Here is a 24,213-nt window from a genome sequence, read left to right on the forward strand (position 1 = left end):
TTATCCGTCCCCTGCTTTAATGTACGGTGACGAGGCGGGCCTGCCACCGAATTTCGAATTACGAGAAGTGAAACCACGACCATGATGCGCAGCCATTATTGCGGCCAACTGAACGAGACCCTGGAAGGTCAGGAAATCACCCTTTGCGGATGGGTTCACCGTCGCCGCGACCACGGCGGGGTGATCTTCCTCGATATCCGTGATCGCGATGGCCTGGCCCAGGTGGTGTTCGACCCGGACCGCGCCGAGAGCTTCGCCGCCGCCGACCGCGTGCGCAGCGAATACGTCGTCAAGATCACCGGCAAGGTACGCCTGCGTCCGGCCGGTGCCGTGAACAAGAACATGGCGTCCGGCGGCATTGAAGTGCTGGGCTATGAGCTGGAAGTGCTGAACGAGTCGGAAACCCCGCCGTTCCCACTCAACGAATACTCCGACGTGGGCGAAGAAACCCGCCTGCGCTACCGCTTCCTGGACCTGCGTCGTCCGGAAATGGCCGAGAAGCTGCGCCTGCGTTCGCGCATGACCACCAGCATCCGTCGCTTCCTGGACGAGAACGGCTTCCTCGACGTCGAAACGCCGATCCTCACCCGGGCTACCCCGGAAGGCGCGCGCGACTACCTGGTGCCTAGCCGTACCCACGCCGGCAGCTTCTTCGCCTTGCCGCAATCGCCGCAGCTGTTCAAGCAACTGCTGATGGTGGCCGGCTTCGACCGTTACTACCAGATCGCCAAGTGCTTCCGTGACGAAGACCTGCGCGCTGACCGCCAGCCGGAATTCACCCAGATCGACATCGAGACCAGCTTCCTCGATGAAAAAGAGATCATGGGCCTGACCGAGCAGATGATCCGCAACCTGTTCAAGGAAGTGCTGGACCTGGAGTTCGGCGAATTCCCGCACATGACCTTCGAAGAAGCCATGCGCCGCTACGGTTCCGACAAGCCAGACCTGCGTAACCCGCTGGAACTGGTGGACGTGGCCGACCAGCTCAAGGATGTCGACTTCAAGGTGTTCAGCGGCCCGGCCAACGACCCTAAATGCCGCATTGCTGCCCTGCGCGTACCTGGCGGCGCGAGCATGCCGCGCAAGCAGATCGACGACTACACCAAGTTTGTCGGCATCTATGGTGCCAAGGGCCTGGCGTACATCAAGGTCAACGAGCGCGCTAACGGCGTTGACGGCCTGCAATCGCCGATCGTGAAAAACATCCCTGAAGCCAACCTGAACACGATCCTCGATCGCGTCGGTGCCGTTGACGGCGACATCGTGTTCTTCGGCGCCGACAAGGCCAAGATCGTCAGCGAAGCCCTGGGCGCGCTGCGTATCAAGCTCGGTCACGACCTGAACCTGCTGACCTGCGAATGGGCACCGATGTGGGTCGTCGACTTCCCGATGTTCGAAGAGAACGACGACGGCAGCTTCAGCGCGTTGCACCACCCGTTCACCGCGCCGAAGTGCTCCCCGCAGGAGTTGGAAGCCAACCCGGCAGGCGCACTGTCCCGTGCCTACGACATGGTGCTCAACGGTACTGAGCTGGGTGGCGGTTCGATCCGTATCCACCGCAAAGAGATGCAACAAGCGGTGTTCCGCCTGCTGGGCATCAACGAAGCGGAACAGGAAGAGAAGTTCGGCTTCCTGCTCGACGCCCTGAAATACGGCGCGCCACCGCACGGTGGTTTGGCGTTCGGCCTGGACCGTCTGGTGATGCTGATGACCGGCGCCCAGTCGATCCGTGAAGTGATCGCCTTCCCGAAAACCCAGAGCGCTGCGGACGTCATGACCCAGGCCCCGGGTGTGGTGGATGCCAAGGCGTTGCGCGAACTGCACATCCGTCTGCGCGAGACGCCGAAGGCTGAGTAAGGCTGCAGCGTGAAAGCGCGATAAGGTTGTACGCAGTCAAAAAGGCGCATCTTCGGATGCGCCTTTGCGTTTAAAAGAGGGAAATCCCGCCGGGGGCGGGATTGATAAGGTTTCTAGAGAATTTCGGAGTTGTGTTATGGCTGGCCATTCCAAGTGGGCGAACATCAAGCACCGCAAAGAGCGTCAGGATGCCAAGAAGGGCAAGATCTTCACCAAGTGGATTCGCGAACTGACCGTCGCAGCCCGTCAGGGCGGCGGTGACCCGGGCTCTAACCCGCGTCTGCGCCTGGCGCTGGACAAGGCGCTGGGTGCCAACATGAGCCGCGACATCATTGACCGCGCCGTGGCTCGTGGTGCCGGTGCGGCCGACACCGACGATATGGTCGAACTGACCTATGAAGGCTACGGCCCGGGCGGCGTGGCGGTGATGGTCGAGTGCATGACCGATAACCGCAACCGCACCGCCGCAGCCGTGCGCCACGCGTTCAGCAAATGCGGTGGCAACCTCGGCACGGATGGTTCGGTGGCCTACCTGTTCGAACGCAAAGGGCAGATCACCTTCGCTCCTGGCACCGATGAAGACGCGCTGATGGAAGCCGCGATGGAAGCGGACGCCGACGACGTGGTCACCAACGAAGACGGCTCTATCGATGTGTTTACCTCGTTCGCCAGCTTCTACGCCGTGCGTAATGCCCTGCAAGCTGCTGGTTTCAGCGGCACCGACGCGGAAATCGTGATGCTGCCGACCACCAGTGCCGAGCTGGACCTGGAGGGGGCGCAGAAGGTGTTGAAGATGCTGGATATGCTTGAAGACCTGGATGATGTGCAGAATGTGTATTCGAATGCCGACATCCCTGAGTCTGTGGCCGAACAGCTCACTTAAGAACGATGAATATCCCAATGTGGGAGGGGCTTGTGTGGGAGGGGGCTTGCTCCCGATGGCGGTGGGTCAGTCACAAATGTACTTACTGACACTCCCTCATCGGGAGCAAGCCCCCTCCCACATTAGAGTCTCTGTGTATCAAAAAATGTGTTTATCCAACCCGCAGGCGTTATGACTTTAATCCTAGGTATCGACCCCGGTTCGCGCATCACCGGTTTTGGCGTGGTGCAGCAGACCCCGCGCGGCTGCATCTATGTTGCCTCGGGCTGCATCCGCACCGGCGCAGGGGAATTGGCCGAGCGGCTGCAGATCGTCTATCGCGGCGTACGTGAAGTCATCCAGACCTACGGCCCGGTCACCATGGGCATCGAAAAGGTCTTCATGGCCAAGAACGCCGATTCGGCTCTCAAGCTCGGCCAGGCCCGTGGCGCTGCCATCGTGGCGGGTGCCGAGGAGGGCATGGAGATCGCTGAATACACCGCGACCCAGGTCAAACAGGCCGTGGTCGGCACCGGTGCAGCCAACAAGGAACAGGTGCAGATGATGGTCATGCACATGCTCAAGCTCACTTCAAAACCGCAGATCGACGCCTCCGACGCCCTGGCCATCGCCATTTGCCATGCACATACCCGTTCCAGCCTGCTGCCTCACGGCTTGGGAACGGCACGTAGTCGTGGCGGGCGGCTGCGTCTCTGATAGCATCAGCGCATTGGTTATTTGCGGTCAGGCCCTGATCTGACCCCCAAGCTTTAAGGATCTGAACCGTGATTGGACGCTTGCGCGGCACCCTGGCCGAAAAACAGCCGCCGCACCTGATTCTGGATGTGAATGGGTTGGGTTATGAGCTGGAAGTGCCCATGACCACGTTGTACCGCTTGCCGTCGGTCGGCGAGCCGATAACCTTGCACACGCATTTGGTAGTGCGTGAAGACGCGCAACTGCTCTATGGTTTCATCGGCAAGCGCGACCGCGATTTCTTCCGCGAGCTGATTCGTCTCAATGGCGTGGGGCCCAAATTGGCCCTGGCCTTGATGTCGAGCCTGGAAGTGGATGAATTGGTGCGTGCTGTATCCGCCCAGGATACCTCGGCCCTGACCAAGGTGCCGGGAGTGGGCAAGAAAACCGCCGAGCGCCTGTTGGTGGAGCTCAAGGACCGCTTCAAGGCCTGGGAAGTGGTGCCGAGCATGTTCGCCCTGGTACCGAACCAGCCGGATATGCCGGCAGGCCAGATCGCCAGTGCCGAAAGCGATGCCGTCAGTGCGTTGATCTCCCTGGGCTACAAGCCTCAGGAAGCCAGCAAGGCGGTATCGGCCATCAAGGACAAGAACCTGAGCAGCGAAGACATGATCCGCCGAGCCCTGAAGGGAATGATTTAAGTGATTGAAGCTGATCGTCTGATCGCGGCCACCGGCCCGCGTGACCGTGAAGAAGTCCAGGACCGGGCCATCCGCCCCCTGAGCCTGGCCGAATACATCGGCCAGCCTACCGTGCGCGAGCAGATGGAGCTGTTTATCCAGGCCGCGCGCGGGCGCAGTGAGTCCCTGGACCACACCCTGATCTTCGGCCCGCCGGGTTTGGGCAAGACTACCCTGGCCAATATCATCGCCCAGGAAATGGGCGTGTCGATCAAGTCCACCTCCGGCCCGGTGCTGGAGCGTCCCGGTGACCTGGCAGCGCTGCTGACCAATCTTGAACCCCATGACGTACTGTTTATCGACGAGATCCATCGGTTATCACCGATTGTCGAAGAAGTGCTGTACCCGGCGATGGAAGACTTCCAGCTCGACATCATGATCGGCGAAGGCCCGGCAGCCCGTTCGATCAAGCTCGACCTGCCACCTTTCACTCTGGTGGGCGCGACCACGCGTGCGGGTATGCTGACCAACCCGCTGCGAGACCGTTTCGGCATTGTTCAACGTCTGGAGTTCTATAGCACCGCTGATCTGGCGACCATCGTCAGCCGTTCGGCGAGCATCCTTGGCTTGCCCCTGGACCCGGAAGGCGCCTTTGAAATCGCCCGGCGCGCCCGCGGCACGCCACGTATCGCCAACCGTTTGCTGCGCCGCGTGCGCGATTTTGCCGAAGTGCGTGCCAAAGGGCACATCACCAAGGCGGTCGCGGACCTGGCCTTGAACCTGCTGGACGTGGACGAGCACGGCTTCGATCACCAGGATCGACGTCTACTCTTGACCATGATCGAGAAGTTCGACGGTGGCCCGGTCGGCGTGGACAGCCTGGCGGCGGCTATCAGTGAAGAGCGCCATACCATTGAGGATGTGTTGGAGCCGTTCCTGATCCAGCAAGGCTATATCATGCGTACACCACGGGGCCGGGTGGTGACGCGCCATGCCTATTTGCACTTTGGGCTAAACATTCCGTCACGATTGGGCGAGATGCCTGCGGTAGACGAATTCCTTGATGCAGTGGACGATTAAAAAGCTGACGCCGGACGATTTATCTGAGCTTTGTGCTGTCCCAGTGTCTGGCGTCGTCATTTGAGTCACTGCAAAAGCGTTCAGGAATGAAAAAACAGTTGTCCAGCCGGATTGGCAACCTGAGGAGTAAGCACTAGAGTATGCGCGCGCAAAACGGGGATCAGTCGTTCGCACATCGCTGTCGCGTTTATTACGAGGACACCGATGCCGGCGGCATCGTGTATTACGTCAACTACCTGAAATTCATGGAGCGGGCTCGAACCGAGCGGCTACGGGAGCTGGGCTTTGCCCAATCCACGCTGGCAGGGGAGGACCTGTTATTCGTCGTGCATTCCAGCGAGGCGCGTTATCACGCACCGGCGCGACTGGACGATGAATTGCTGGTCAGCGCTGAGGTCATCGAATTGAACCGTGCCAGCCTGCGATTCAAACAGCAGGTCAGGCGGGCAACGGATGCAACGCTGCTCTGTGAGGGGCAGTTCCTGGTGGCATGTGTACGCACCAACAGTTTGAAACCTCGGGCCATTCCCGAAACTCTACGCGCGGCCTTTGCCGCCGTGAGCGGCGCGGGTAAACAATCAAAGCAGGAGATTTAGCGTGGAACCTACCGTCGTCGACCATTCCTCCATGTGGAGCCTGGTCAGCAATGCCAGTGTCGTGGTTCAACTGGTCATGCTGACCCTGGTAGCCGCATCGGTTACCTCTTGGGTCATGATTTTTCAGCGCAGCAACATGCTGCGCGCCGGTCGACGTGCCCTGGAGAGCTTCGAAGAGCGCTTCTGGTCGGGTATCGACCTGTCCAAACTGTACCGCCAGGCCGGCAGCAACCCGGACCCGGATTCGGGCGTCGAGCAGATCTTCCGTGCCGGTTTCAAGGAATTCTCGCGCCTGCGCCAGCAGCCGGGTGTCGACCCTGAAGCGGTGATGGAAGGCGTGGCCCGTGCCATGCGCGTGGCCATCTCCCGCGAAGAAGAGAAACTCGAGCAGGGCCTGCCGTTCCTCGCCACCGTCGGTTCCGTCAGCCCGTACATCGGCCTGTTCGGTACCGTATGGGGGATCATGAACTCCTTCCGCGGCCTGGCCCAGGCCCAGCAAGCCACGCTGGCCACCGTGGCCCCGGGTATTGCCGAAGCCCTGATCGCCACCGCGATCGGCCTGTTTGCCGCTATCCCCGCAGTAATCGCCTACAACCGTTTTGCCGCAACCAGCGAAACCTTGATCGGCCGTTACTACACCTTCGCCGATGAATTCCAGGCGATCCTGCACCGTAAAGTGCACACCAGCGAAGAATAAGCAGGTAATTCCCAATGGCTTTAATCGCTCGAGCTCGCAAAAAGCGCAAGCCGGTCGCCGAGATGAACGTAGTGCCCTACATCGACGTGATGCTGGTGCTGCTGGTGATCTTCATGGTGACCGCGCCGATGCTCAATCAGGGCGTGAAGGTTGATCTGCCCAAGGTTTCCAGTGAAGCCTTGCCGCAGGACAACAACACGCAGGTCCTGACCATTTCGATCAAGGCTGACAAGACCTATTACTGGAACCTTGGCAGCGAAGTCGACACCCAGAAGCAGCAGGACAAGGCCCTGACTTTGCCGGCGATGACCGATGCGGTGACCAAGATCATTCGCTCCGGCAACGAAGGCGGCAAGCACACTCAGGTATTTATCCGCGGCGACAAATCGGTCGACTACGGCTCCGTCATGGGTGCCATGGGCGGGCTGCAGAAAGCCGGCGTCGGTAACGTTGGCTTGATTACCGAGGCGCCCTGATGCAGCAACAGCGAGAGCCGTCCGCCTCGGAAAGCTACTTCTGGCCTGGCGTGTGGGCGATAGCCCTGCACGTCCTGGTGTTCGGCATGCTGTTTGTCAGCTTTGCCATGACCCCGGACCTGCCGCCAGCCAAGCCGATCGTGCAGGCGACCCTGTATCAGCTGAAATCGAAAAGCCAGGCCACCACCCAGACCAATCAGAAGATTGCAGGTGAGGCCCAGAAGTCGGCTGCGCGCCAGACTGAAGTCGAGCAGATGGAACAGAAGAAGGTCGAGCAGGAAGCGGTGAAGGCTGCTGCGGAACAAAAGAAAGAAGAGGCGGCTCAAAAGGCCGAGGAATCGAAAAAGGCCGACGAAGCCAAGAAAGCCGACGAGGCGAAAAAGGCTGATGAAGCCAAGAAAGCCGAGAAAGCTGCCGAAGCCAAAAAGGCTGAAGAGAAACAATTGGCTGATATAGCCAAGAAGAAATCTGAAGAAGAAGCCAAGAAGGCTGCCGAGGAAGAGGCCAAGAAAAAGGCCGCTGAAGAAGCCAAGAAAAAGATAGTCGAAGACGCGAAGAAGAAAGCCGCCGAAGACGCCAAGAAAAAAGCTGAAGCAGACGAGGCGAAGAAGAAAGTCGCCGACGAAGCGAAGAAGAAAGCTGCCGCCGACGCCTCCAAGAAAAAGGCCCAGGAAGCAGCACGCAAATCCGCCGAAGAGAAAAAGGCCCAGGCCCTGGCAGATTTGCTTTCCGACACGCCGCAGCGTCAGCAAGCCCTGGCCGATGAACGTGGTGATGAAGTCGCGGGCAGTTTCGACGATCTGATTCGAGCGCGGGCAGCGGAAGGCTGGACACGTCCACCTTCGGCACGCAAAGGCATGACAGTAGTGCTGCAGATCGGCATGTTGCCGGACGGTACGGTGACTTCGGTCAGCGTGGCCAAGTCCAGTGGTGACGGTACGTTCGACAGTTCAGCGGTTGCCGCAGTCAAGAATATTGGCCGGTTGACCGAGATGCAGGGAATGAAACCAAGTGACTTCGCTCCCTATCGTTCATTCAAGATGACATTCACACCTGAGGATCTAGCCTTGTGAGAAACCTTCTTCGAGGAATGCTTGTCGTTATTTGCTGTATGGCAGGGATAGCGGCGGCGGATGAAAAGAACATCCTGGTAACCAGCGGCAGCGATCGGGCTACTCCGATTGCAGTCGTACCCTTCGGTTGGCAGGGCGGCAGCGTGCTGCCGGACGACATGGCCCAGATCGTCAGCGACGACCTGCGTAACTCCGGTTACTACGCGCCGATCCCCAAAGGCAACATGATCAGCCAGCCCAACCAGGCCAGCGAAGTCGTGTTCCGTGACTGGAAAGCCGTGGGCGCGCAGTACGTGATGGTGGGCAACATCACGCCGGCCGGTGGTCGCCTGCAGATCCAGTACACGTTGTTCAACGTGGCCACCGAGCAGCAGGTATTGACCGGCAGCGTATCGGGTACCGCCGAGCAACTGCGCGACATGGCCCACTACATCTCGGACCAGTCGTTTGAAAAGCTCACCGGTATCAAAGGGGCGTTCTCGACGCGCCTGCTGTATGTCACGGCTGAGCGTTTCTCTGTAGACAACACCCGCTACACCCTGCAACGTTCGGACTACGACGGCGCACGTGCAGTGACCTTGCTGCAGTCCCGCGAGCCAATCCTGTCGCCGCGCTTCGCGCCGGACGGCAAGCGTATTGCCTACGTATCGTTCGAACAGCGTCGCCCGCGTATCTTTGTGCAGCACATTGATACGGGTCGTCGCGAGCAGATCACCAACTTTGAAGGCCTCAACGGTGCGCCAGCCTGGTCGCCGGATGGTTCGCGCCTGGCTTTCGTGCTCTCCAAGGACGGCAACCCGGATATCTACGTGATGAACATGGCCTCGCGCCAACTGAGTCGCGTGACCAGCGGCCCGGGCATCAACACCGAACCGTTCTGGGGTAAGGATGGTTCGACCATCTACTTCACCTCCGACCGTGGCGGCAAGCCTCAGGTCTACAAGGCAAACGTGAACGGTGGTGGTGCTGAGCGTGTGACCTTTATCGGTAACTACAACGCCAACCCCAAGCTTTCGGCCGATGAAAAGACGTTGGTGATGATTCACCGTCAGGATGGTTTCACTAATTTCCGGGTTGCGGCCCAGGATTTGCAGCGCGGAACCGTTAAAATCCTTACAGATACCAACCTTGATGAGTCAGCCACTGTTGCGCCCAACGGCACCATGGTAATCTACGCCACCCGCCAGCAGGGCCGGGGAGTCTTGATGCTCGTGTCCATCAATGGACGCGTAAGGCTCCCACTTCCTACCGCACAAGGCGAAGTCAGAGAACCATCCTGGTCCCCTTACCTGAACTGACGCGGCGCTACAAAAAGAAGTACTTAACACACTGGGGTTCATTAGGAGTTTCACGATGGAAATGCTGAAGTTTGGTAAGTTTGCTGCTCTGGCTCTGGCTCTGTCCGTAGCCGTTGGTTGCTCCTCTAAAGGCGGCGACAATGCCGGTGAAGGCGCAGCTGTTGATCCAAACGCTGGTTACGGCGCTAACACTGGTGCGGTCGACGGCTCCCTGAGCGAAGAAGCTGCTCTGCGCGCTATCACCACTTTCTACTTCGAATACGACAGTTCGGACCTGAAGCCAGAAGCCATGCGCGCTCTGGACGTTCACGCCAAGGACCTGAAAGCTAACGGCGCTCGCGTTGTTCTGGAAGGTAACACTGACGCCCGTGGTACTCGTGAGTACAACATGGCACTGGGCGAGCGTCGTGCGAAAGCCGTTCAGCGCTACCTGGTACTGCAAGGTGTTGCTCCAGGCCAACTGGAACTGGTTTCCTACGGTAAAGAGCGTCCAGTTGCAACTGGCAACGACGAGCAGTCGTGGGCTCAGAACCGTCGCGTCGAACTGCGTAAGTAATTCGTCATGCGAACGTGCCGTCGTGCTCTGACTGTATTGGCTCTCAGCCTCGCACCGCTTGCGGTGTGGGCTGCGGTTCCTGTAACGGATAGCAACTCAGGCTATAACAATAGCGGGAGCAGTTATCCGCCAGCAGGTTATGGCACGAACGGCGCCTATGCTGGGGGAGCGGCTACGTCCGCTCCCTCGGCACAGGGCGAGCTGTTCAACCAGCTGCAACGCATGCAGGATCAATTGGCGCAGCAACAAGGCGCAATTGAAGTGCTGCAGAACCAGGTGAACCAGCTCAAGCAAGAAGGCCTCGAGCGATACCAGGATCTTGATCGTCGTATTGGAGCCGGCGTTGCACCTGCCGCTACTCCTGATAATTCTGCTGCCGGTGGCGCGCCAAGCGCTGCTGCCGGTGGCGCTGCAGCTGGGGCCGCCGCGGCTGCCCCTGCCGCCAGCAGTGAACCGGGTGATCCGGCGAAGGAAAAGCTGTATTACGATGCAGCCTTCGACCTGATCAAGGCCAAGGATTTCGATAAGGCCAGCCAGGCCTTTACCGCATTCCTGCGCAAGTACCCCAACAGCCAGTACGCGGGCAATGCCCAGTACTGGTTGGGCGAGGTCAACCTGGCAAAGGGTGATTTGCAGGGGGCAGGCCAGGCTTTTGCCAAGGTCAGCCAGCTGTACCCCAAGCACGCCAAGGTGCCGGACTCGCTGTACAAGCTCGCTGACGTAGAGCGCCGCCTGGGTCATACCGACAAGGTCAAAGGCATTCTGCAACAGGTGGTTGCCCAGTATCCGGGTACCTCCGCCGCGCAGTTGGCCCAGCGCGATCTGCAACGCTTGTAAGCAATACCGCCCGTTTAGAAGAAACCCGCGCCTGGCGCGGGTTTTTTCGTTAGAATCCACGCCCTTTTATGAAACACGCTTCCTGGGGTTGGCGCGTTGGCGCAATCCCTTGAAGTGCCTGACGGAGGCGGACAGCCTGTTTAGCTGTTACGCCCGTGGCGACTATGCAAGACACATTACGTATTACCGAAGTCTTTTACTCGTTGCAGGGTGAAACGCGCACTGCTGGCCTGCCCACCGTATTCGTACGACTCACCGGCTGCCCATTGCGTTGCCAATACTGCGACAGCGCCTACGCCTTCAGCGGCGGCACCGTGCGCACCCTCGACGACATCCTGGAACAGGTTGCCGGCTACCGGCCGCGCTACGTCTGCGTGACGGGCGGCGAGCCATTGGCGCAACCCAATGCCATTCCCTTGCTCAAGCAGCTGTGTGACGCCGGTTACGAGGTCTCACTGGAAACCAGTGGCGCCCTGGACATTTCCGCTGTCGATCCGCGTGTAAGCCGGGTGGTCGACCTCAAGACCCCCGACTCCAAGGAAGCCCACCGCAACCGCTACGAGAACATCGACTTGTTGACGGCCAACGACCAGGTCAAGTTCGTCATCTGTTCCCGCGACGATTATGATTGGGCGACTTCCAAGCTGATCCAGTATGGCCTGGAACGCCGCGCGGGCGAGGTGCTGTTCTCGCCCAGCCACCATGACCTCAACGCTCGCGACCTGGCCGACTGGGTAGTGGCAGACAACCTGCCGGTGCGCCTGCAATTGCAGCTGCATAAGTACCTGTGGAACGACGAGCCGGGGCGCTGATCCGGCTGCTGCGAGAGACGTTCTGCCCACCGAATTACCGTTCAAATGCGTTTTTTCTGATTTATTTCAAATAAGGTGTTGAATAATCCTTAGAAATCAGTATTATACGCGCCACCACACAGCGGGTCGTTAGCTCAGTTGGTAGAGCAGTTGGCTTTTAACCAATTGGTCGTAGGTTCGAATCCCACACGACCCACCATTTTTGGCGGTTTAGAAAATCCGGAAGGCCCACGCAAGTGAGGATTTCCGGGTTTTTTTTTGCCTGCCATTTGGCCTGTCCGAGTCGACGTTGGGTCAACGTCTGCTCAGATTTCCGTTGTCGTCCAAACATTCCTTAAATCAAAAACTCATACGCGGACCGGTGTTGACCGAATAGTCCGGTCGTTCGTGTGCGTGTTCAATGTGTATCAAATTTGATACCGCTGGTCGGAAAACAACCAGAAACTTCAAGCGAGATCTGTTCCTATTTGATTTTTTTCGTTAGCCATCAGGTCGTTACGTGTTTTTTAGGGCTTTTCCTAAAGTTTGGTCAGATTATTGGCGAGAAAGGCGGTCGATGTTAATTTGCCACCCTTCGTAAATTCGATGGATCGAACATGTCTGCCTCACTGCCACGGACTCGGTATTCACTGAGCATTGCCCTGCTTGCCTGCCTCGCTTCCCACTGCGTGATGGCGGCAACCCTGCCGGGTGATCAGGACCTGATCCGCGAGCGGCAAAACCGCCTGTTGGAAGATCAGCAGCGCCGTCTTGAGCAGCTCAAGGAACTGCCCGGCAAAGCGGCCAGGCCCGAAGCGCCGGCAGCCCCGGTGGACAGTCGTTGCTTCCCGATCCAGACCATTGAACTCCAGGGTGCCGACCACCTGCCTGCCGTTGAACGCGAGCGTCTACTCAAGCCGTACGCGGCTCAGTGCCTGGGCGTTGCACAACTCAACGCCCTGCTCAAAGACATCACCAACTACTACATCGACAAAGGCCTGGTGACCAGCCGCGCCTACTTGCCGCAGCAGGATATGTCCAAAGGGCATCTGCAAGTCCTGGTGGTGGAAGGCAAGCTTGAAGGCCTGAAGGGCGCCGACAGCAGCAAGCTGTCGGACCGCGAACTGGCCATGGCCTTTCCCGGCAAAAGCGGCGAGATATTGAACCTGCGAGAAATCGAGCAGGCTGTCGATCAACTCAACCGTTTACCGTCCAATCAGGCACAGATGGAGCTGACGCCGGGCGAGGCCGTGGGCGGCAGCTCGGTAATGGTCAAAAACAACCCGCAAAAGCCATGGCGTGCCAGCCTGTCGCGTAACAACGATGGCCAGAAAAGCACCGGCGAACAACAGTGGGGTACCGGCTTTGAATGGGACAGCCCGCTGGGCCTGGCCGATCAACTGATTCTGCGCGGCGGCCACGACGCCGTCAGCGATCACCAGAAAACCTCCAAGAACGCGATGCTGTACTACAACGTGCCCTGGGGCTGGTGGAACTTCAGCTACAGCTACAACCAGAGCGACTACCGTTCGGTCGTCCAGGGCGATGGTTTCGACTTCAAGCAAACCGGGGACAGTGAAAACCATCAGTTGCGCGCTGAGCGGGTGATCCACCGTGATGCCGTGAGCAAAACCTCGCTCAACGTCGGCCTGTCCCACCTGCGTACCAACAATTACATCGAAGACAGCCGCTTGGCCGTCAGCAGCAATCGGCTCAGCGAGTTGCAGTGGGGCATCAACCACGGTCGGCGAGTTGGCAGTGCTTTTGTCAACATTGACCTCGGTATGCAGGACGGCATTGGTTTGCTTGATGCCCAGGCCCAACATGAGCGCGATCAGAACGGCAATCGACTGGCCAACTCCCGCTACCGCAAATACACCGCCACCGTCAGCTACCTGCAACCGTTCACGCTGTGGGGCGAGTCGTTCAGTTTCACCAGCCTGGCCACCGGCCAGCGCAGTGAAGACGTGCTGTTCAGCCCCCAGCGCATGAGCCTCGGCGGCTCGGCGTCGATACGTGGCTACAAGGACAAGCAACTGACCGGCGACAGTGGCGGCTACTGGCGCAATGACCTGCGCTGGAGCCGCCCGGTGACCCTCGGTTGGCTGCGCCCGGTGTTCGGTGAATACGGTGCCAGCGTGGGCTACGACCAGGGCGTGATCCGCAACGGTCGCTACAACGGCGAAGTGCACGGCCGCGTCTCAAGCAACTCGCTTGAGCTGTTCGCCCGCGGCAAACACGTCAGTACCAGCGTGACCTTTGCCCACTCGCTGGAACGACCGGCCGCGCTATTTGAGCGTGAAGCACCGATCTACTTCCGCATGGATTTCTTCCTGTAATTCAACGCCCAGTTGCAACGAGAATTTGAAATGGATGTTCGCCAATTTGCCTTCCTGGTTCGCCAGCCTTCTGCTGCCCTGAAAAGCCGTGACGCGTTCCTCGGCCTGCCCAAACGTGGCTTGGCGCTGATCCTGGCCAATGCGCTGTTCTGGCAACCGCTGCTGGCCCAGGCCGAAGGCATCGTGGTCAGCGCCCCCGGCACCACAGTGGGCGCGGCGGGCAATGGCGTGCCGGTAGTGAACATCGCCACCCCCAATGGCAGTGGCTTGTCCCACAACCAGTTCAAGGACTACAACGTCGGCACCAACGGCGTGATCCTCAACAACGCCACCGAACGCACTCAATCGACGCAACTGGGCGGCATCATCCTGGGCAACCCGAACCTGCAGGGCCGCGCTGCCAATATCATCCTCAACGAAGTCAACGGTGGCAGCCCGAGCCAATTGCGCGGCTACACCGAAGTGGCGGGCCAGTCGGCCAAGGTCATCGTCGCCAACCCCTACGGCATCACCTGCAGTGGCTGCGGCTTCATCAACACCCCCAACGTTACCCTGACCACTGGCAAACCCATCCTCGATAACGGCCGCCTGGACCGCTACCAGGTCGATGGCGGTGCGGTGACCATCGACGGCCAGGGCTTGAACGCCAGCAACGTCGACCGCTTCGAAATCATCACCCGCTCGGCCAAGATCAATGCGCAGATCAATGCGCGCAACTTGAGCGTGGTTGCTGGGCGCAATGATGTAAATGCGCAGACCTTGAACGCCACCACCCGCGCCGATGACGGCAGTGCCAAGCCGGAGCTGGCGATTGACTCGACGGCGTTGGGTGGGATGTATGCCGGGGCGATCAAGCTGGTGGGGACTGAAGCCGGTGTGGGCGTTAAGCTCGACGGTGCGTTGATGGCCAGTGGGGGGGATATTCAGCTCGATGCCAATGGACGCTTGAGCATGGCTAATGCCAAAGCCAGCGAAGCGGTGGTGGTCAAGGCCGGTCAATTAGACGCTGCTGGGGCTGTGTATGCCGGCACGCGAATCGATCTGCAAACCACAGCGGGCCTGAACAACCAGAAAAGCCTGGCGGCCCGCGACAGTATCACCGTTACCAGCGGTGGCACGGTGGTCAACAGCGGCATCATCGAAGCCGGTGTCAACGCTGATGAAAGCCGCAATGCCAATGGCGATGTCAGCCTGCACGCGGCGAACCTGAGCAATAGCGGCAGCGTGGTTGCCAGCCGAACCCTCATCGCGACAGCCAACCAAACCTTGAACAATCAAGGTGGCACATTGAGCGGTATAGGCGCCGTGGTTAACGCCGGCCAACTCGACAACCGTGGCGGTCGTGTATTGGGGAAGGACTCGCTCAAGGTCACGGCCACCGGCCTGGATAACCGCACCAACGGTCTGCTGCACAGTGAAAACAGCACCGACGTTACGGTAACCGCTGCACTGGATAACCAGAGCGGTCGCGTAATCGGCCTCAAGAACCTGACGCTCAACGCCGGCCAACTGACTAACGATAACGGCCTGGTCGCCAGCCAGGCGCAGGCCCGTGTAACCGCCGGGCAATTGAGCAACCAGGCGGGTGAAATCTCTGCCGATCAGACTACCGTGATCGCCACGACCCTGGACAACCGTTCAGGCAAATTGCTGGGCAGCAACCTCAACGTGACCGCCAGCGGTGCCATCGATAACCGCCTGGGGATTTTCTCCGCCACCAGCCTGACGGCACAGGCGGCCAGCCTAGATAACCGCGACAAAGGTTCCATCGCCAGCCAGGGCGTGATGAACCTGACCGTCGCCGGGCTGCTGGACAATCGCAATGAAGGCAACCTCGTCAGCCAGGGGGCTCATCAAATAACCGCAGGGCAGTTGAACAACAGCCAGGGCGGCCTGGTGTCCAGCAAAACTACCCTGGCGTTGCACGGCGACAGCCTGATCAACCAGGGTGGCCTGGTCATTGCCGACGGCGCGCTGACCCTCACCGGCGGCGATCTGGATAACAGCCAAGCGGGCGTGATCAGCACCAAGGCCGTAGCGCACGTGCAACTGAATCAGTTGAACAACAGCAACGGTGGCAAGTTGGGCAGCGATGGTGCGCTGACCCTCAACGCCGACCGGCTCGAAAACAGCGCCGGTCGCATCAGCGCCAAGGGCGACTTGCAGGCAACGGTCGGTGTGCTCAATCAACAAGCGGGCGAACTCGTCAGCGACGGTGCGCTGAACCTGACCGGCACGTCCCTGGATAACCGCAACGGCGGCCTTATCGCTGCCACCAAGGGCGTGGACCTGCGCAGCCAGACCATCCTTAACCAGCAAGGCGAGATATCCAGTCAGGCCAAGGTGCTGGTGGTCGCCGATCAACTGAACAACACCACCGGCAAGGTGATCGGCGACAGCGGCCTGACGCTCACGGTCCAACGCCTGCTCAACCAGAGCAAAGGCTTGCTGGCGGGGCGTGAGAGCCTTGTGTTGAACGGCGCCCAACTGGACAACAGCCAGGGTGGTCGTATCAGCAGCCAAAAAGACCTGAATATCACCCTGACCGGCGACCTGCTCAACCAAGGGCAGGGCACGCTGCTCAGCGAGGGCGCGTTAACCGTCAAGGCCGGTACGCTGGACAACAGCCAGGGCGGCATTTTGTCCGCAGCCAATGCGCTGTCGATCACCACTCAGGGCCAGTTGAACAACCAGGCAGGCAAACTACTCGCCGATGGCACAGCCACGCTGGTCAGCGCTGCGCTGAACAACAGCCAGGGCGGTGTGATCAGCGCCAAGCAGCAGGTTGATGTGCGCAGTGCCGGCCTGAATAACAGCCAGCGCGGCAGTATCAGCAGTGACGCTGGTATCACCCTCAACGCAGGGCAACTGGACAACAGCCAACAAGGGTCGATCTTCGCCAAGTCAACGGTCAAGGCAACCCTGAGTGGGCTGGACCAGCATGACCGTGGTGAGCTGGTCAGCAACACCAACATCGAACTGGACTTGAACCATGGGCAACTGATCAACCGCGACCACGGCCTGATCGCGACACCGGGCCAACTGCTGCTGAACAACCTGGGCAACGTCGACAACAGTCAGGGCGGTGAAATCTCCAGCACCCAGTCATTCCTGTTGATGGCCGATGCGCTGAACAACCGCGGCGGCAAAGTCATCAGTGGCGACAGCCTGCAGGTACGTATCGCCAAGGCGCTGGATAACAGCGTGGAAGGTGTACTGTCCGCCAAGAGCGTTCTGCAAGTGGCAGCCGACAGCCTGGACAACCAGGCCCGTGGCGCGCTCGCCAGCCGTGGTGCGCTGGACCTGAAGGTCACCGGTGTGCTGGATAACCATAACCAGGGGCAGATATCCGCCGCTACGGTTTTGACTACCACCTCAGGCTCCTTGAACAACAGCGACAAGGGCAGCCTCTCGGCCGGTGTGCTACAGACGCTCAACACCGGTGTGCTGGACAATCACCAGGGCGGACGAATCGTCAGCGACGGTAGCCAGACCGTCACTGCCGCCAATGTGGATAACCGCGCGGGTGTGATCGGCAGTCAACAGGCGCTGAACCTGACCACTGCCAACCTCGATAACACTGCCGGGTTGATCAACAGCCAGGCGGACCTGACCCTGACCGGGCAAACAGTCGACTCAAGCCAGGATGGGGAAATCTCAGCCAAGGGCGACTTGAATCTCATCGTTCAACAGCTGATCCAGCGTCAGGGCCGCTTGATCGGCGAACGCGCCGTAACCCTCGACCTGCAAGGCGGCAATCTCGATAACAGCGCAGGCTTGATCAGCGCCAAAGGCCCGCTGACCTTCGCGCGCCTGGCTAACCTGACCAACCGCGAACAAGGCGAAATCTCCAGTCAGACGGCGTTCACCGTAGCTGCCAAACGCATCGATAACGGTGATCGTGGGGTCATCCTCAGCGCTGATCAATTGCGTCTTGAAGCGGATACAGTGGTCAACGCCAACAAGGGCTTGATCTCCGGCTGGAACGGTCTGACGGTGGTCGGCAATAGCCTCGACAACAGCTCCGAGGGCACGTTGTCGAGCAAGAGTGGCACGTTGCACACCGACCTCACCGGTGTATTGGATAACCACGCGGCGGGTGCCCTGGTCAGCCTGGGCAAACAAACGCTCACCGCGGGCAGCCTGAACAATGATCAGGGGATCATCTCCGGCCAGGCCGATGTTGACCTCACCGTTGCCGGTCGCCTGGACAACGGCAACAGCGGCTTGATTTCTGCCGGTCAACAGCTGGACTTCAACAACGCCAAGAGTGAAATCCTCAACCGTGGCGGCCAGATCAGCGCGGCCAATATCTCCCTGACCGGTCAAAGCCTGGACAACAGCGGCGGGCAACTGATCAGCCAGGGCACCCTGGAAGGCACCCTCAGTGGTGCGCTGATCAACGCCAACAACGCCCGCCTGGCCAGTGGCGCAGCACTGTTGCTGAGCGCCGCCAGCCTGGACAACCGAGGGGGCCAACTGGTCAGCCAGGACCGCCTTGATCTGACCCTCGCCAATGGCGACCTGGATAACAGCGCCAAAGGCACACTCGCCAGCCAGAAAGACCTGGTGATCAGGCTGTTGGCCGGTGACGTTCACAACCAGCAAGACGGCCTGATGTTCAGCCAGAAGGGCAAGCTCGACCTTACCGCCCGCAGCCTCACCAACTATCAAGGCACGCTGCAAAGCCAGACCGATAACCGCCTGCGCCTCAGTGGCGCCCTGAATAACCAGGGCGGCCGCGTCGACAGCCTCAGTGGCAACCTGGACCTGGAAACCGCCAGCGTCGCCAATACCGCAGGTGGCATCCTCAACAGCAGCAAAGGCTGGATCAAACTGGTCACCGGCCTGTTCGATAACGGCAGCGGCATCACCCAGGCACAGTCGTTGAACATTGAAGCCAAAGGCGGCCTGCTCAACCAGTTGGGGCATCTGTCGGCCCTTGGCGGTGACAGCCAGATTGTCACCACCACCCTGAATAACCAGGGCGGCGGTGTGTATGCCGACACCTTGCTCAAAGTCACGGCCGCGAACTTCGATAACCAGGGCACTGAGGTCGGTAATGGTGGCAAGGTCGGCGCCCGCGCAATTGATTTCGGCCTGACGGGTACCCTGAGCAACAGCTATGGCCTGATTGAAAGCGACGACACCCTGCGCCTTGCCGCGCAAACCATCAACAACGTCAGCGGCAACCTGCGCGCCATGGGCCGGGTCGGCACCACCGATATTCGTACCACGGGCCTGTTCGATAACCGCTTCGGCGCGCTGGAAAGCGCCAACGAAACCCTCAACCTGCAAGCTGGCAGCCTGGACAACAACGGTGGGCGCATCGTGCATACCGGCACTGGCACGTTTGACCTGACCTCCGACCAGGTCACCCGTGCCGGTGGCAGCTTCGTCACCAACGGCCAACTGGATATCAAGGCAGCAAGCTGGACTAACAGCAGTGTGATCCAGGCCGGACGACTGAACTTGGACATTGGCCAATTCACCCAGACCGCCAGCGGCCAATTGCTCGGCGCACAAAGCCTGACCGGCACCGGCGACACCTGGACCAACGACGGCCTGCTCGCCAGTGACGGCACCCTCAAGTTGACCCTCACCGGCGGCTATAGCGGTAACGGCCGGGTCAGTAGCCTGGGCGACATGACCCTCGCCGCCGCCAACATGGACCTGGGTGAGAATGCTCGTATTGGTGGTGGTGCAATCACCCAGGTCACGAGCACCAACGTCCTGACCAATCGTGGTCGCGTGACCTCGGTAGGCAACCTGACGGTCAACGCTGCCACCCTGAACAACTACGGCACCCTGGGCGGCTCCGAGAATGTTCGCCTCAACGCCACGCATCTGCTCAATGAAAAAGGCCTGTTGTTCAGCGGCAAGGACATGACCTTGCGCGTCAACGACTTCAGCAACCGCTTTGGTGATGTCTACAGCCTGGGTGGCCTCGACATCGCACGCGATGATGCCAACGGGCGCAGTGCACTGATTGAAAACGTCTCCGGTACCTTGGAAAGCGACGGCAACATGCGCTTGCTGACGGATACCCTGAGCAACCGACGCGACCAGTTCACCACGGAGAAAAGCCTGGTTTCCGGGAGCATCGGTGTCTACGGCAACGATTACTGCAAAGGTAAAGGCTGCGAACTGAGTTTCAGCGGTGTCGAAACCTATGAGGACGTCATCAAAGGCAGCTCCGCCTCCGCGTTCATCAATACCGGTGGTGATCTCACGGTAGGCAGCCAGACGTTCGATAACCTCTACAGCTCGGTATCGGCCGCTAAAAACATCCTGATCAACACCGACGTGCTGAACAACACCGGCGCTGCCGGCGGTGAGCAGCGTAATTTCGGTTACGCCTACTACACGCGTAACCGGTCGGCTTACTCATTGCTGATGAGCGAAGTCGAACAGTTCAACCGTAGCAACGATCCCAGCTCAAGTGACTATAAGCCGGGTCAGTACACGTTCGACCAGTTCATTGAGAAGACGAGGTTCTCGGATACCTACTTCACATCACCTATCGACTACACCGTGCCCACCTCTGGCAGCGTGATCGCCCAAGCGGTGATCCAGGCAGCCAGATCGGTCACCGTTAACGCAACCAAAGAAATCAACAACAGCGTCATCCGCCCGAACGCTACCAACATCGATACCCCGGCGGCCAACCGCAACACCAACTCCGACGTATTTGCCTCCACGGTAAAACCGGCAATCACCGCGCAACTTCCTCCGGACCTGGCCCAACGCCAAGTCAACCCGGTGACCTTACCCGGCTTCAGTTTGCCGACCAGCCAGAACGGCCTGTTCCGTCTCAGCGGCCAGGCAGCGAAAGGCGGCGCAGCGAGTAAAGCGGACACCGCCACCGGGGACTTTAGCGTCAACGGGCGTGTCATCACCGCCGCTGACCGCGAGAAAACCCTCGACTACACCGCCGTGCAAGAACGCGGTTTCAACCTCGACGGCCAGCCCGTCAGCGGCGCAGTCAACGGCCAGGGCCCGTTGGCTCTGGACAATCGCTCCCCCTCGATCACCCGCGTGCAAGGCCTGCCGGACATTACTCCGGTAGATAACAGCCACAAATACCTGATCGAAACCAACCCGGCGCTCACCGACCTCAAGCAGTTCATGAGCTCCGACTACCTGCTCGGCAAACTCGGCTATAACCCCGATGCCAGCTGGAAGCGCCTGGGCGACGGCCTGTACGAGCAACGCCTGATCCGCGAAGCCGTGGTGGCCCGCACCGGCCAGCGCTACATCAACGGCATCGCCAGCGATGACCAACTGTTCCGCTACCTGATGGACAACGCCATCTCCTACAAGGACTCACTCAACCTGCAACTGGGCGTATCCCTCACCGCCGAGCAAGTCGCGGCGCTGACCCACGACATCGTGTGGATGGAAGAAGCCGAGGTCAACGGCCAGAAAGTCCTGACCCCCGTGCTCTACCTGGCCCAGGCCAATAACCGCCTGGCCCCCAACGGCGCGCTGATCCAGGGCCAGGACGTGAGCCTGATCACCGGCGGCGACCTGCACAACAGCGGCACCCTGCGTGCCACCAACAACCTGAACATGGTCGCGGGCAACATCGACAACAGCGGCCTGATGCAAGCCGGCAACCGCCTGGAAATGCTCGCCACCGACTCGATCCGCAACAGCCGTGGCGGCATCATCAATGGCCGCGACATCAGCGCCACCGCCGTGACCGGCGACATCATCAACGAGCGCACCGTCACCACCTTCAAACAGGACGGCCAGGGCTACCAACTGCGCAACGACGTGGCCAGCGAAGCCTCACGCTTCGAAGCCACCGACACGCTCAAGCTGAACGCCGGGCGCGATGTGCTCAACGTTGGCAGCAACCTCAAGGCCGGTGGCAACGCCAGCGTAACGGCAGGGCGTGATGTGCTGATCGCCAGCCAGACCGAACAGGACGACTACGCCTACCAACGCCGCCGCATCAGCGGCACCGAGCAAACCATCCTGCAACACGCCTCCGCTGTGGACGTGGGCGGCAACCTCGCCATCGACGCCCGCCGCGACATCGCCGTGGTCGCCAGCACCGTCAGCGCCGCCAAAGACCTCAGCGTCAAAGCCGGCGAAAACCTGACCCTGGCCGCCGCCGCCAACGAACAACACGACTACTCCAAAGGCAAAAAAGGCGGCACCAAAACCACTACTCAACTGGACGACGTCACCCAACAAAGCGCCGAACTCAAAGCCGGCGGCGACCTGATCGCCATCGCCGGCACCGACCTGACTTTGGTTGCCAGCAAGATCAGCGCGGGTAACGAAGCCTATGTGCACGCTGATAACGAATTGCAAATGTTGGCGGCGCAAGACAGTCATTACTCGCTGTATGACATGAGCAAGAAGGGCAGTTGGGGCAGCAAGAAGACTCAGCGTGATGAAGTGACCGATGTGAAGAATGTCGGGAGCGAGATCAAGACTGGGGGGGATTTGACGCTGGAGAGTGGAGGTGATCAGAAGTATCAGGCGGCGAAGCTTGAGAGTGGTGGGGATATTGCGATTGTCAGCGGTGGGGCGGTGACGTTTGAGGCGGTGAAGGATCTGCATCAGGAGAGTCATGAGAAGAGCAAAAGCGATTTGGCGTGGAACAGTGCCAAGGGTAAGGGAAATACCGATGAAACTCTGCGTCAGACGGAAATGGTGGCCCAAGGTCAGTTAGCTATTCGGGCTGCTGGCAAGATTAATATAGATATTAGACAAGTTGATCAACAGACGGTTAGCCAAACAATCGATGCGATGGTTAAAGCGGAACCTAAATTAGCGTGGATTAAGCAAGCTGAAGCCAACGGGCAAGTCGATTGGCGAGTCGTGAAGGAAATTCATGACAGTTGGGATTACAAAAACTCCGGGCTGGGGGCCGCGCCTGCGCTGATTATTTCAATCGTTGCTAGCTTTTACCTTGGGCCTCTTGCTGGAGCCATGGCGAGTAATTTTGCTGTAGGTACGATTAATGGCGGGGGAGATATTGGTGCAGGTTTTAAGGCTGCCACCAATAAGAATGCGATTAAGGGGTATGCGACACAGATGGTCACGAGCGGTATTTTGGCCGGTATAGATACTGCTGTCGCCGGCTGGAGTCCCGACGGACCATTAATCCTGAATGCCAATGGTGTCAACAATCCAGGCTATAGCTCAAGTATGCTGGATTGGAATACGGTTAGTGAGAACGTACTTCGAAGCAGTACGCATGCTTTGGTCGCAGGTAGCGTTAACACAGCGATCAACGGCGGTAGTTTAAAAGATAACCTCGGTACTGCTGCCATTTCGGAAGGCCTTGATCTCACCGCTGCTTTTGGAAATAAACAAGTCGGTGATTTGGCCGATTATTTGGATGTCAGCCCTGGCACAGCTTCGAAAATCTTCATGCATGCTGTGCTGGGTGGAGCACTTTCATCCGCTAGGGGCGGTGATTTTAAAACCGGAGCGCTGGCAGGCGCTGCTACGGAAGGATTGACGTCTGTTGCGGCAGAAAATCTTGGCAAATACCTAGATACACAGCTTTCTACGAATGGCCAGTTCAAAGTCGCCACCGCTCAGGTTATTGGGGTGTTGGCGGGGGCTTTGGGTAACGGTGATCCCGAGACAGCCAGTTGGGTAGCGGGGAATGCCCAGCGCTACAACGATTTCCTACATATGGGGGGGAATTGGGGAGCTGCTGCATCCAGTCTCGGCGCTGAAATGATCGAGCAAGGCAAGACACCGGATCAGATCTCTGAGGCGTTCAGATCCTTGGCCAGAAGCGATGGGTATGAGGGGCCAGGCCATGATTATGTTGCTGGTTGGGTCTTGGTGCCTGGCGCCATTGGGCTAGGGGTTGCGTCAGCTGAACTGGCGATGGGCTGCGCACTTGCACCGGTGATGTGTAATCAGGCTGCGTTAGCCGTTGCAGAAGTGGCGGGCGGAGATGCTGCTCTCGGTGGTACGGCGCTTGGTGTGTTTGGCGGTGGGGCGTTGACGGTAGCTGGAGGTGCGGTTCAAGATGGGGGAGCTAAGGTAGTTCAATTATTGCCTGAGCTCTCAATCAGTGCGAAAAAAACTGCTTCATTTAGTGAGGCTAAAACGGTACTGGAGTCGGCCCAATTACCTTACAAAGGTTCCACCGTTATCGGTCATGCACTATCGAAGCACGCGGGTAGAAATCCTGATATTTGGGGTAAGACTACAGGGTCTATGGCTACTTGGAATGAGCAGGCTATGACGCAGTTACGTGAAATAATACGTGCTCCCGGCGAGTTCAAATCGGTGACAACAGATAAGGGAATTCCATTTATAGAGAAACGTCTTGGTGACGGGCGTGGCATACGGTTGAATCTAGATGGGACATTTAAAGGGTTTATCGACTAAT

At 59.2% G+C, this 24,213-nt stretch carries 15 protein-coding genes and 1 tRNA gene; all 16 read left to right on the top strand.

The genetic code is table 11. From position 1 onward, the window contains the following. Window positions 1-81: 81 nt before the first annotated feature. The 16 genes from aspS (at window position 82) to JH25_RS0127310 (ending at window position 24,212) form a co-directional block, all read left to right on the top strand. A complete protein-coding gene (gene aspS / locus JH25_RS06935; RefSeq protein ID WP_005790914.1) occupies window positions 82-1,857 on the top strand; it encodes an aspartate--tRNA ligase in 1,776 nt (591 codons plus the stop codon). 136 nt (window positions 1,858-1,993) lie between these two features. Continuing rightward, window positions 1,994-2,740: a YebC/PmpR family DNA-binding transcriptional regulator gene (locus JH25_RS06930; protein WP_032879699.1), complete on the top strand. Its 747-nt coding sequence runs from the start codon at window positions 1,994-1,996 to the stop codon at window positions 2,738-2,740. A 171-nt stretch (window positions 2,741-2,911) separates the two neighbouring features. Continuing rightward, window positions 2,912-3,436, top strand: coding sequence for a crossover junction endodeoxyribonuclease RuvC (gene ruvC, locus JH25_RS06925; protein ID WP_005790910.1), 525 nt, complete (start codon window positions 2,912-2,914; stop codon window positions 3,434-3,436). A 68-nt stretch (window positions 3,437-3,504) separates the two neighbouring features. Then, complete coding sequence (gene ruvA / locus JH25_RS06920; RefSeq protein WP_005790908.1) at window positions 3,505-4,116, top strand: Holliday junction branch migration protein RuvA; 612 nt, start codon at window positions 3,505-3,507, stop codon at window positions 4,114-4,116. Beyond that, window positions 4,117-5,175 carry a Holliday junction branch migration DNA helicase RuvB gene (gene ruvB, locus JH25_RS06915; protein ID WP_032879700.1) on the top strand — a complete coding sequence of 353 codons (1,059 nt, stop codon included), beginning with the start codon at window positions 4,117-4,119 and terminating at the stop codon, window positions 5,173-5,175. It abuts the gene before it with no gap. A 140-nt stretch (window positions 5,176-5,315) separates the two neighbouring features. Then, window positions 5,316-5,771 carry a tol-pal system-associated acyl-CoA thioesterase gene (gene ybgC / locus JH25_RS06910; protein ID WP_003175800.1) on the top strand — a complete coding sequence of 152 codons (456 nt, stop codon included), beginning with the start codon at window positions 5,316-5,318 and terminating at the stop codon, window positions 5,769-5,771. 1 nt (window position 5,772) lies between these two features. Further along, entirely contained in the window at window positions 5,773-6,468 is a 696-nt protein-coding gene (tolQ, locus tag JH25_RS06905; RefSeq protein WP_003193865.1) for a protein TolQ, read from the top strand. 23 nt (window positions 6,469-6,491) lie between these two features. Beyond that, window positions 6,492-6,944 carry a protein TolR gene (gene tolR / locus JH25_RS06900; protein WP_161793227.1) on the top strand — a complete coding sequence of 151 codons (453 nt, stop codon included), beginning with the start codon at window positions 6,492-6,494 and terminating at the stop codon, window positions 6,942-6,944. Next, window positions 6,944-8,017 (top strand): cell envelope integrity protein TolA, encoded by a 1,074-nt coding sequence (gene tolA, locus JH25_RS06895; RefSeq protein WP_005790902.1) that lies wholly within the window; start codon window positions 6,944-6,946, stop codon window positions 8,015-8,017. Before tolR ends, tolA begins: the two co-directional genes overlap by 1 nt. A gap of 17 nt (window positions 8,018-8,034) precedes the next feature. Beyond that, complete coding sequence (gene tolB / locus JH25_RS06890) at window positions 8,035-9,315, top strand: Tol-Pal system beta propeller repeat protein TolB (RefSeq protein WP_032803700.1); 1,281 nt, start codon at window positions 8,035-8,037, stop codon at window positions 9,313-9,315. 55 nt (window positions 9,316-9,370) lie between these two features. Then, the gene (pal, locus tag JH25_RS06885) at window positions 9,371-9,871 is read left to right on the top strand and encodes a peptidoglycan-associated lipoprotein Pal (RefSeq protein WP_003193861.1); all 501 of its coding nucleotides are present in this window, start codon (window positions 9,371-9,373) and stop codon (window positions 9,869-9,871) included. 6 nt (window positions 9,872-9,877) lie between these two features. Further along, a complete protein-coding gene (gene ybgF, locus JH25_RS06880) occupies window positions 9,878-10,708 on the top strand; it encodes a tol-pal system protein YbgF (RefSeq protein WP_032879701.1) in 831 nt (276 codons plus the stop codon). A 164-nt stretch (window positions 10,709-10,872) separates the two neighbouring features. Next, window positions 10,873-11,520, top strand: coding sequence for a 7-carboxy-7-deazaguanine synthase QueE (queE, locus tag JH25_RS06875; RefSeq protein WP_032879702.1), 648 nt, complete (start codon window positions 10,873-10,875; stop codon window positions 11,518-11,520). A gap of 123 nt (window positions 11,521-11,643) precedes the next feature. Then, window positions 11,644-11,719, top strand: a tRNA-Lys gene (locus tag JH25_RS06870). A 397-nt stretch (window positions 11,720-12,116) separates the two neighbouring features. Beyond that, complete coding sequence (locus JH25_RS06865; protein WP_032879703.1) at window positions 12,117-13,838, top strand: ShlB/FhaC/HecB family hemolysin secretion/activation protein; 1,722 nt, start codon at window positions 12,117-12,119, stop codon at window positions 13,836-13,838. A gap of 30 nt (window positions 13,839-13,868) precedes the next feature. After that, window positions 13,869-24,212, top strand: a complete 10,344-nt coding sequence (locus JH25_RS0127310; protein WP_236648062.1) for a two-partner secretion domain-containing protein — start codon at window positions 13,869-13,871, stop codon at window positions 24,210-24,212. Window position 24,213: the final 1 nt, after the last annotated feature.

The sequence above is a fragment of the Pseudomonas sp. BRG-100 genome, from assembly GCF_000737955.1.
Classification (GTDB): domain Bacteria; phylum Pseudomonadota; class Gammaproteobacteria; order Pseudomonadales; family Pseudomonadaceae; genus Aquipseudomonas; species Aquipseudomonas synxantha_A.

Excerpts from the sequence above, each read along its gene's own strand:
- tolA (WP_005790902.1), top strand. The coding sequence starts at position 6,944 with ATGCAGCAACAGCGAGAGCCGTCCGCCTCGGAAAGCTACTTCTGGCCT.
- tolB (WP_032803700.1), top strand. The coding sequence starts at position 8,035 with ATGCTTGTCGTTATTTGCTGTATGGCAGGGATAGCGGCGGCGGATGAA.
- JH25_RS06930 (WP_032879699.1), top strand. The coding sequence starts at position 1,994 with ATGGCTGGCCATTCCAAGTGGGCGAACATCAAGCACCGCAAAGAGCGT.
- ybgF (WP_032879701.1), top strand. The coding sequence starts at position 9,878 with ATGCGAACGTGCCGTCGTGCTCTGACTGTATTGGCTCTCAGCCTCGCA.
- queE (WP_032879702.1), top strand. The coding sequence starts at position 10,873 with ATGCAAGACACATTACGTATTACCGAAGTCTTTTACTCGTTGCAGGGT.
- JH25_RS06865 (WP_032879703.1), top strand. The coding sequence starts at position 12,117 with ATGTCTGCCTCACTGCCACGGACTCGGTATTCACTGAGCATTGCCCTG.
- aspS (WP_005790914.1), top strand. The coding sequence starts at position 82 with ATGATGCGCAGCCATTATTGCGGCCAACTGAACGAGACCCTGGAAGGT.
- ybgC (WP_003175800.1), top strand. The coding sequence starts at position 5,316 with ATGCGCGCGCAAAACGGGGATCAGTCGTTCGCACATCGCTGTCGCGTT.
- pal (WP_003193861.1), top strand. The coding sequence starts at position 9,371 with ATGGAAATGCTGAAGTTTGGTAAGTTTGCTGCTCTGGCTCTGGCTCTG.
- JH25_RS0127310 (WP_236648062.1), top strand. The coding sequence starts at position 13,869 with ATGGATGTTCGCCAATTTGCCTTCCTGGTTCGCCAGCCTTCTGCTGCC.
- ruvC (WP_005790910.1), top strand. The coding sequence starts at position 2,912 with ATGACTTTAATCCTAGGTATCGACCCCGGTTCGCGCATCACCGGTTTT.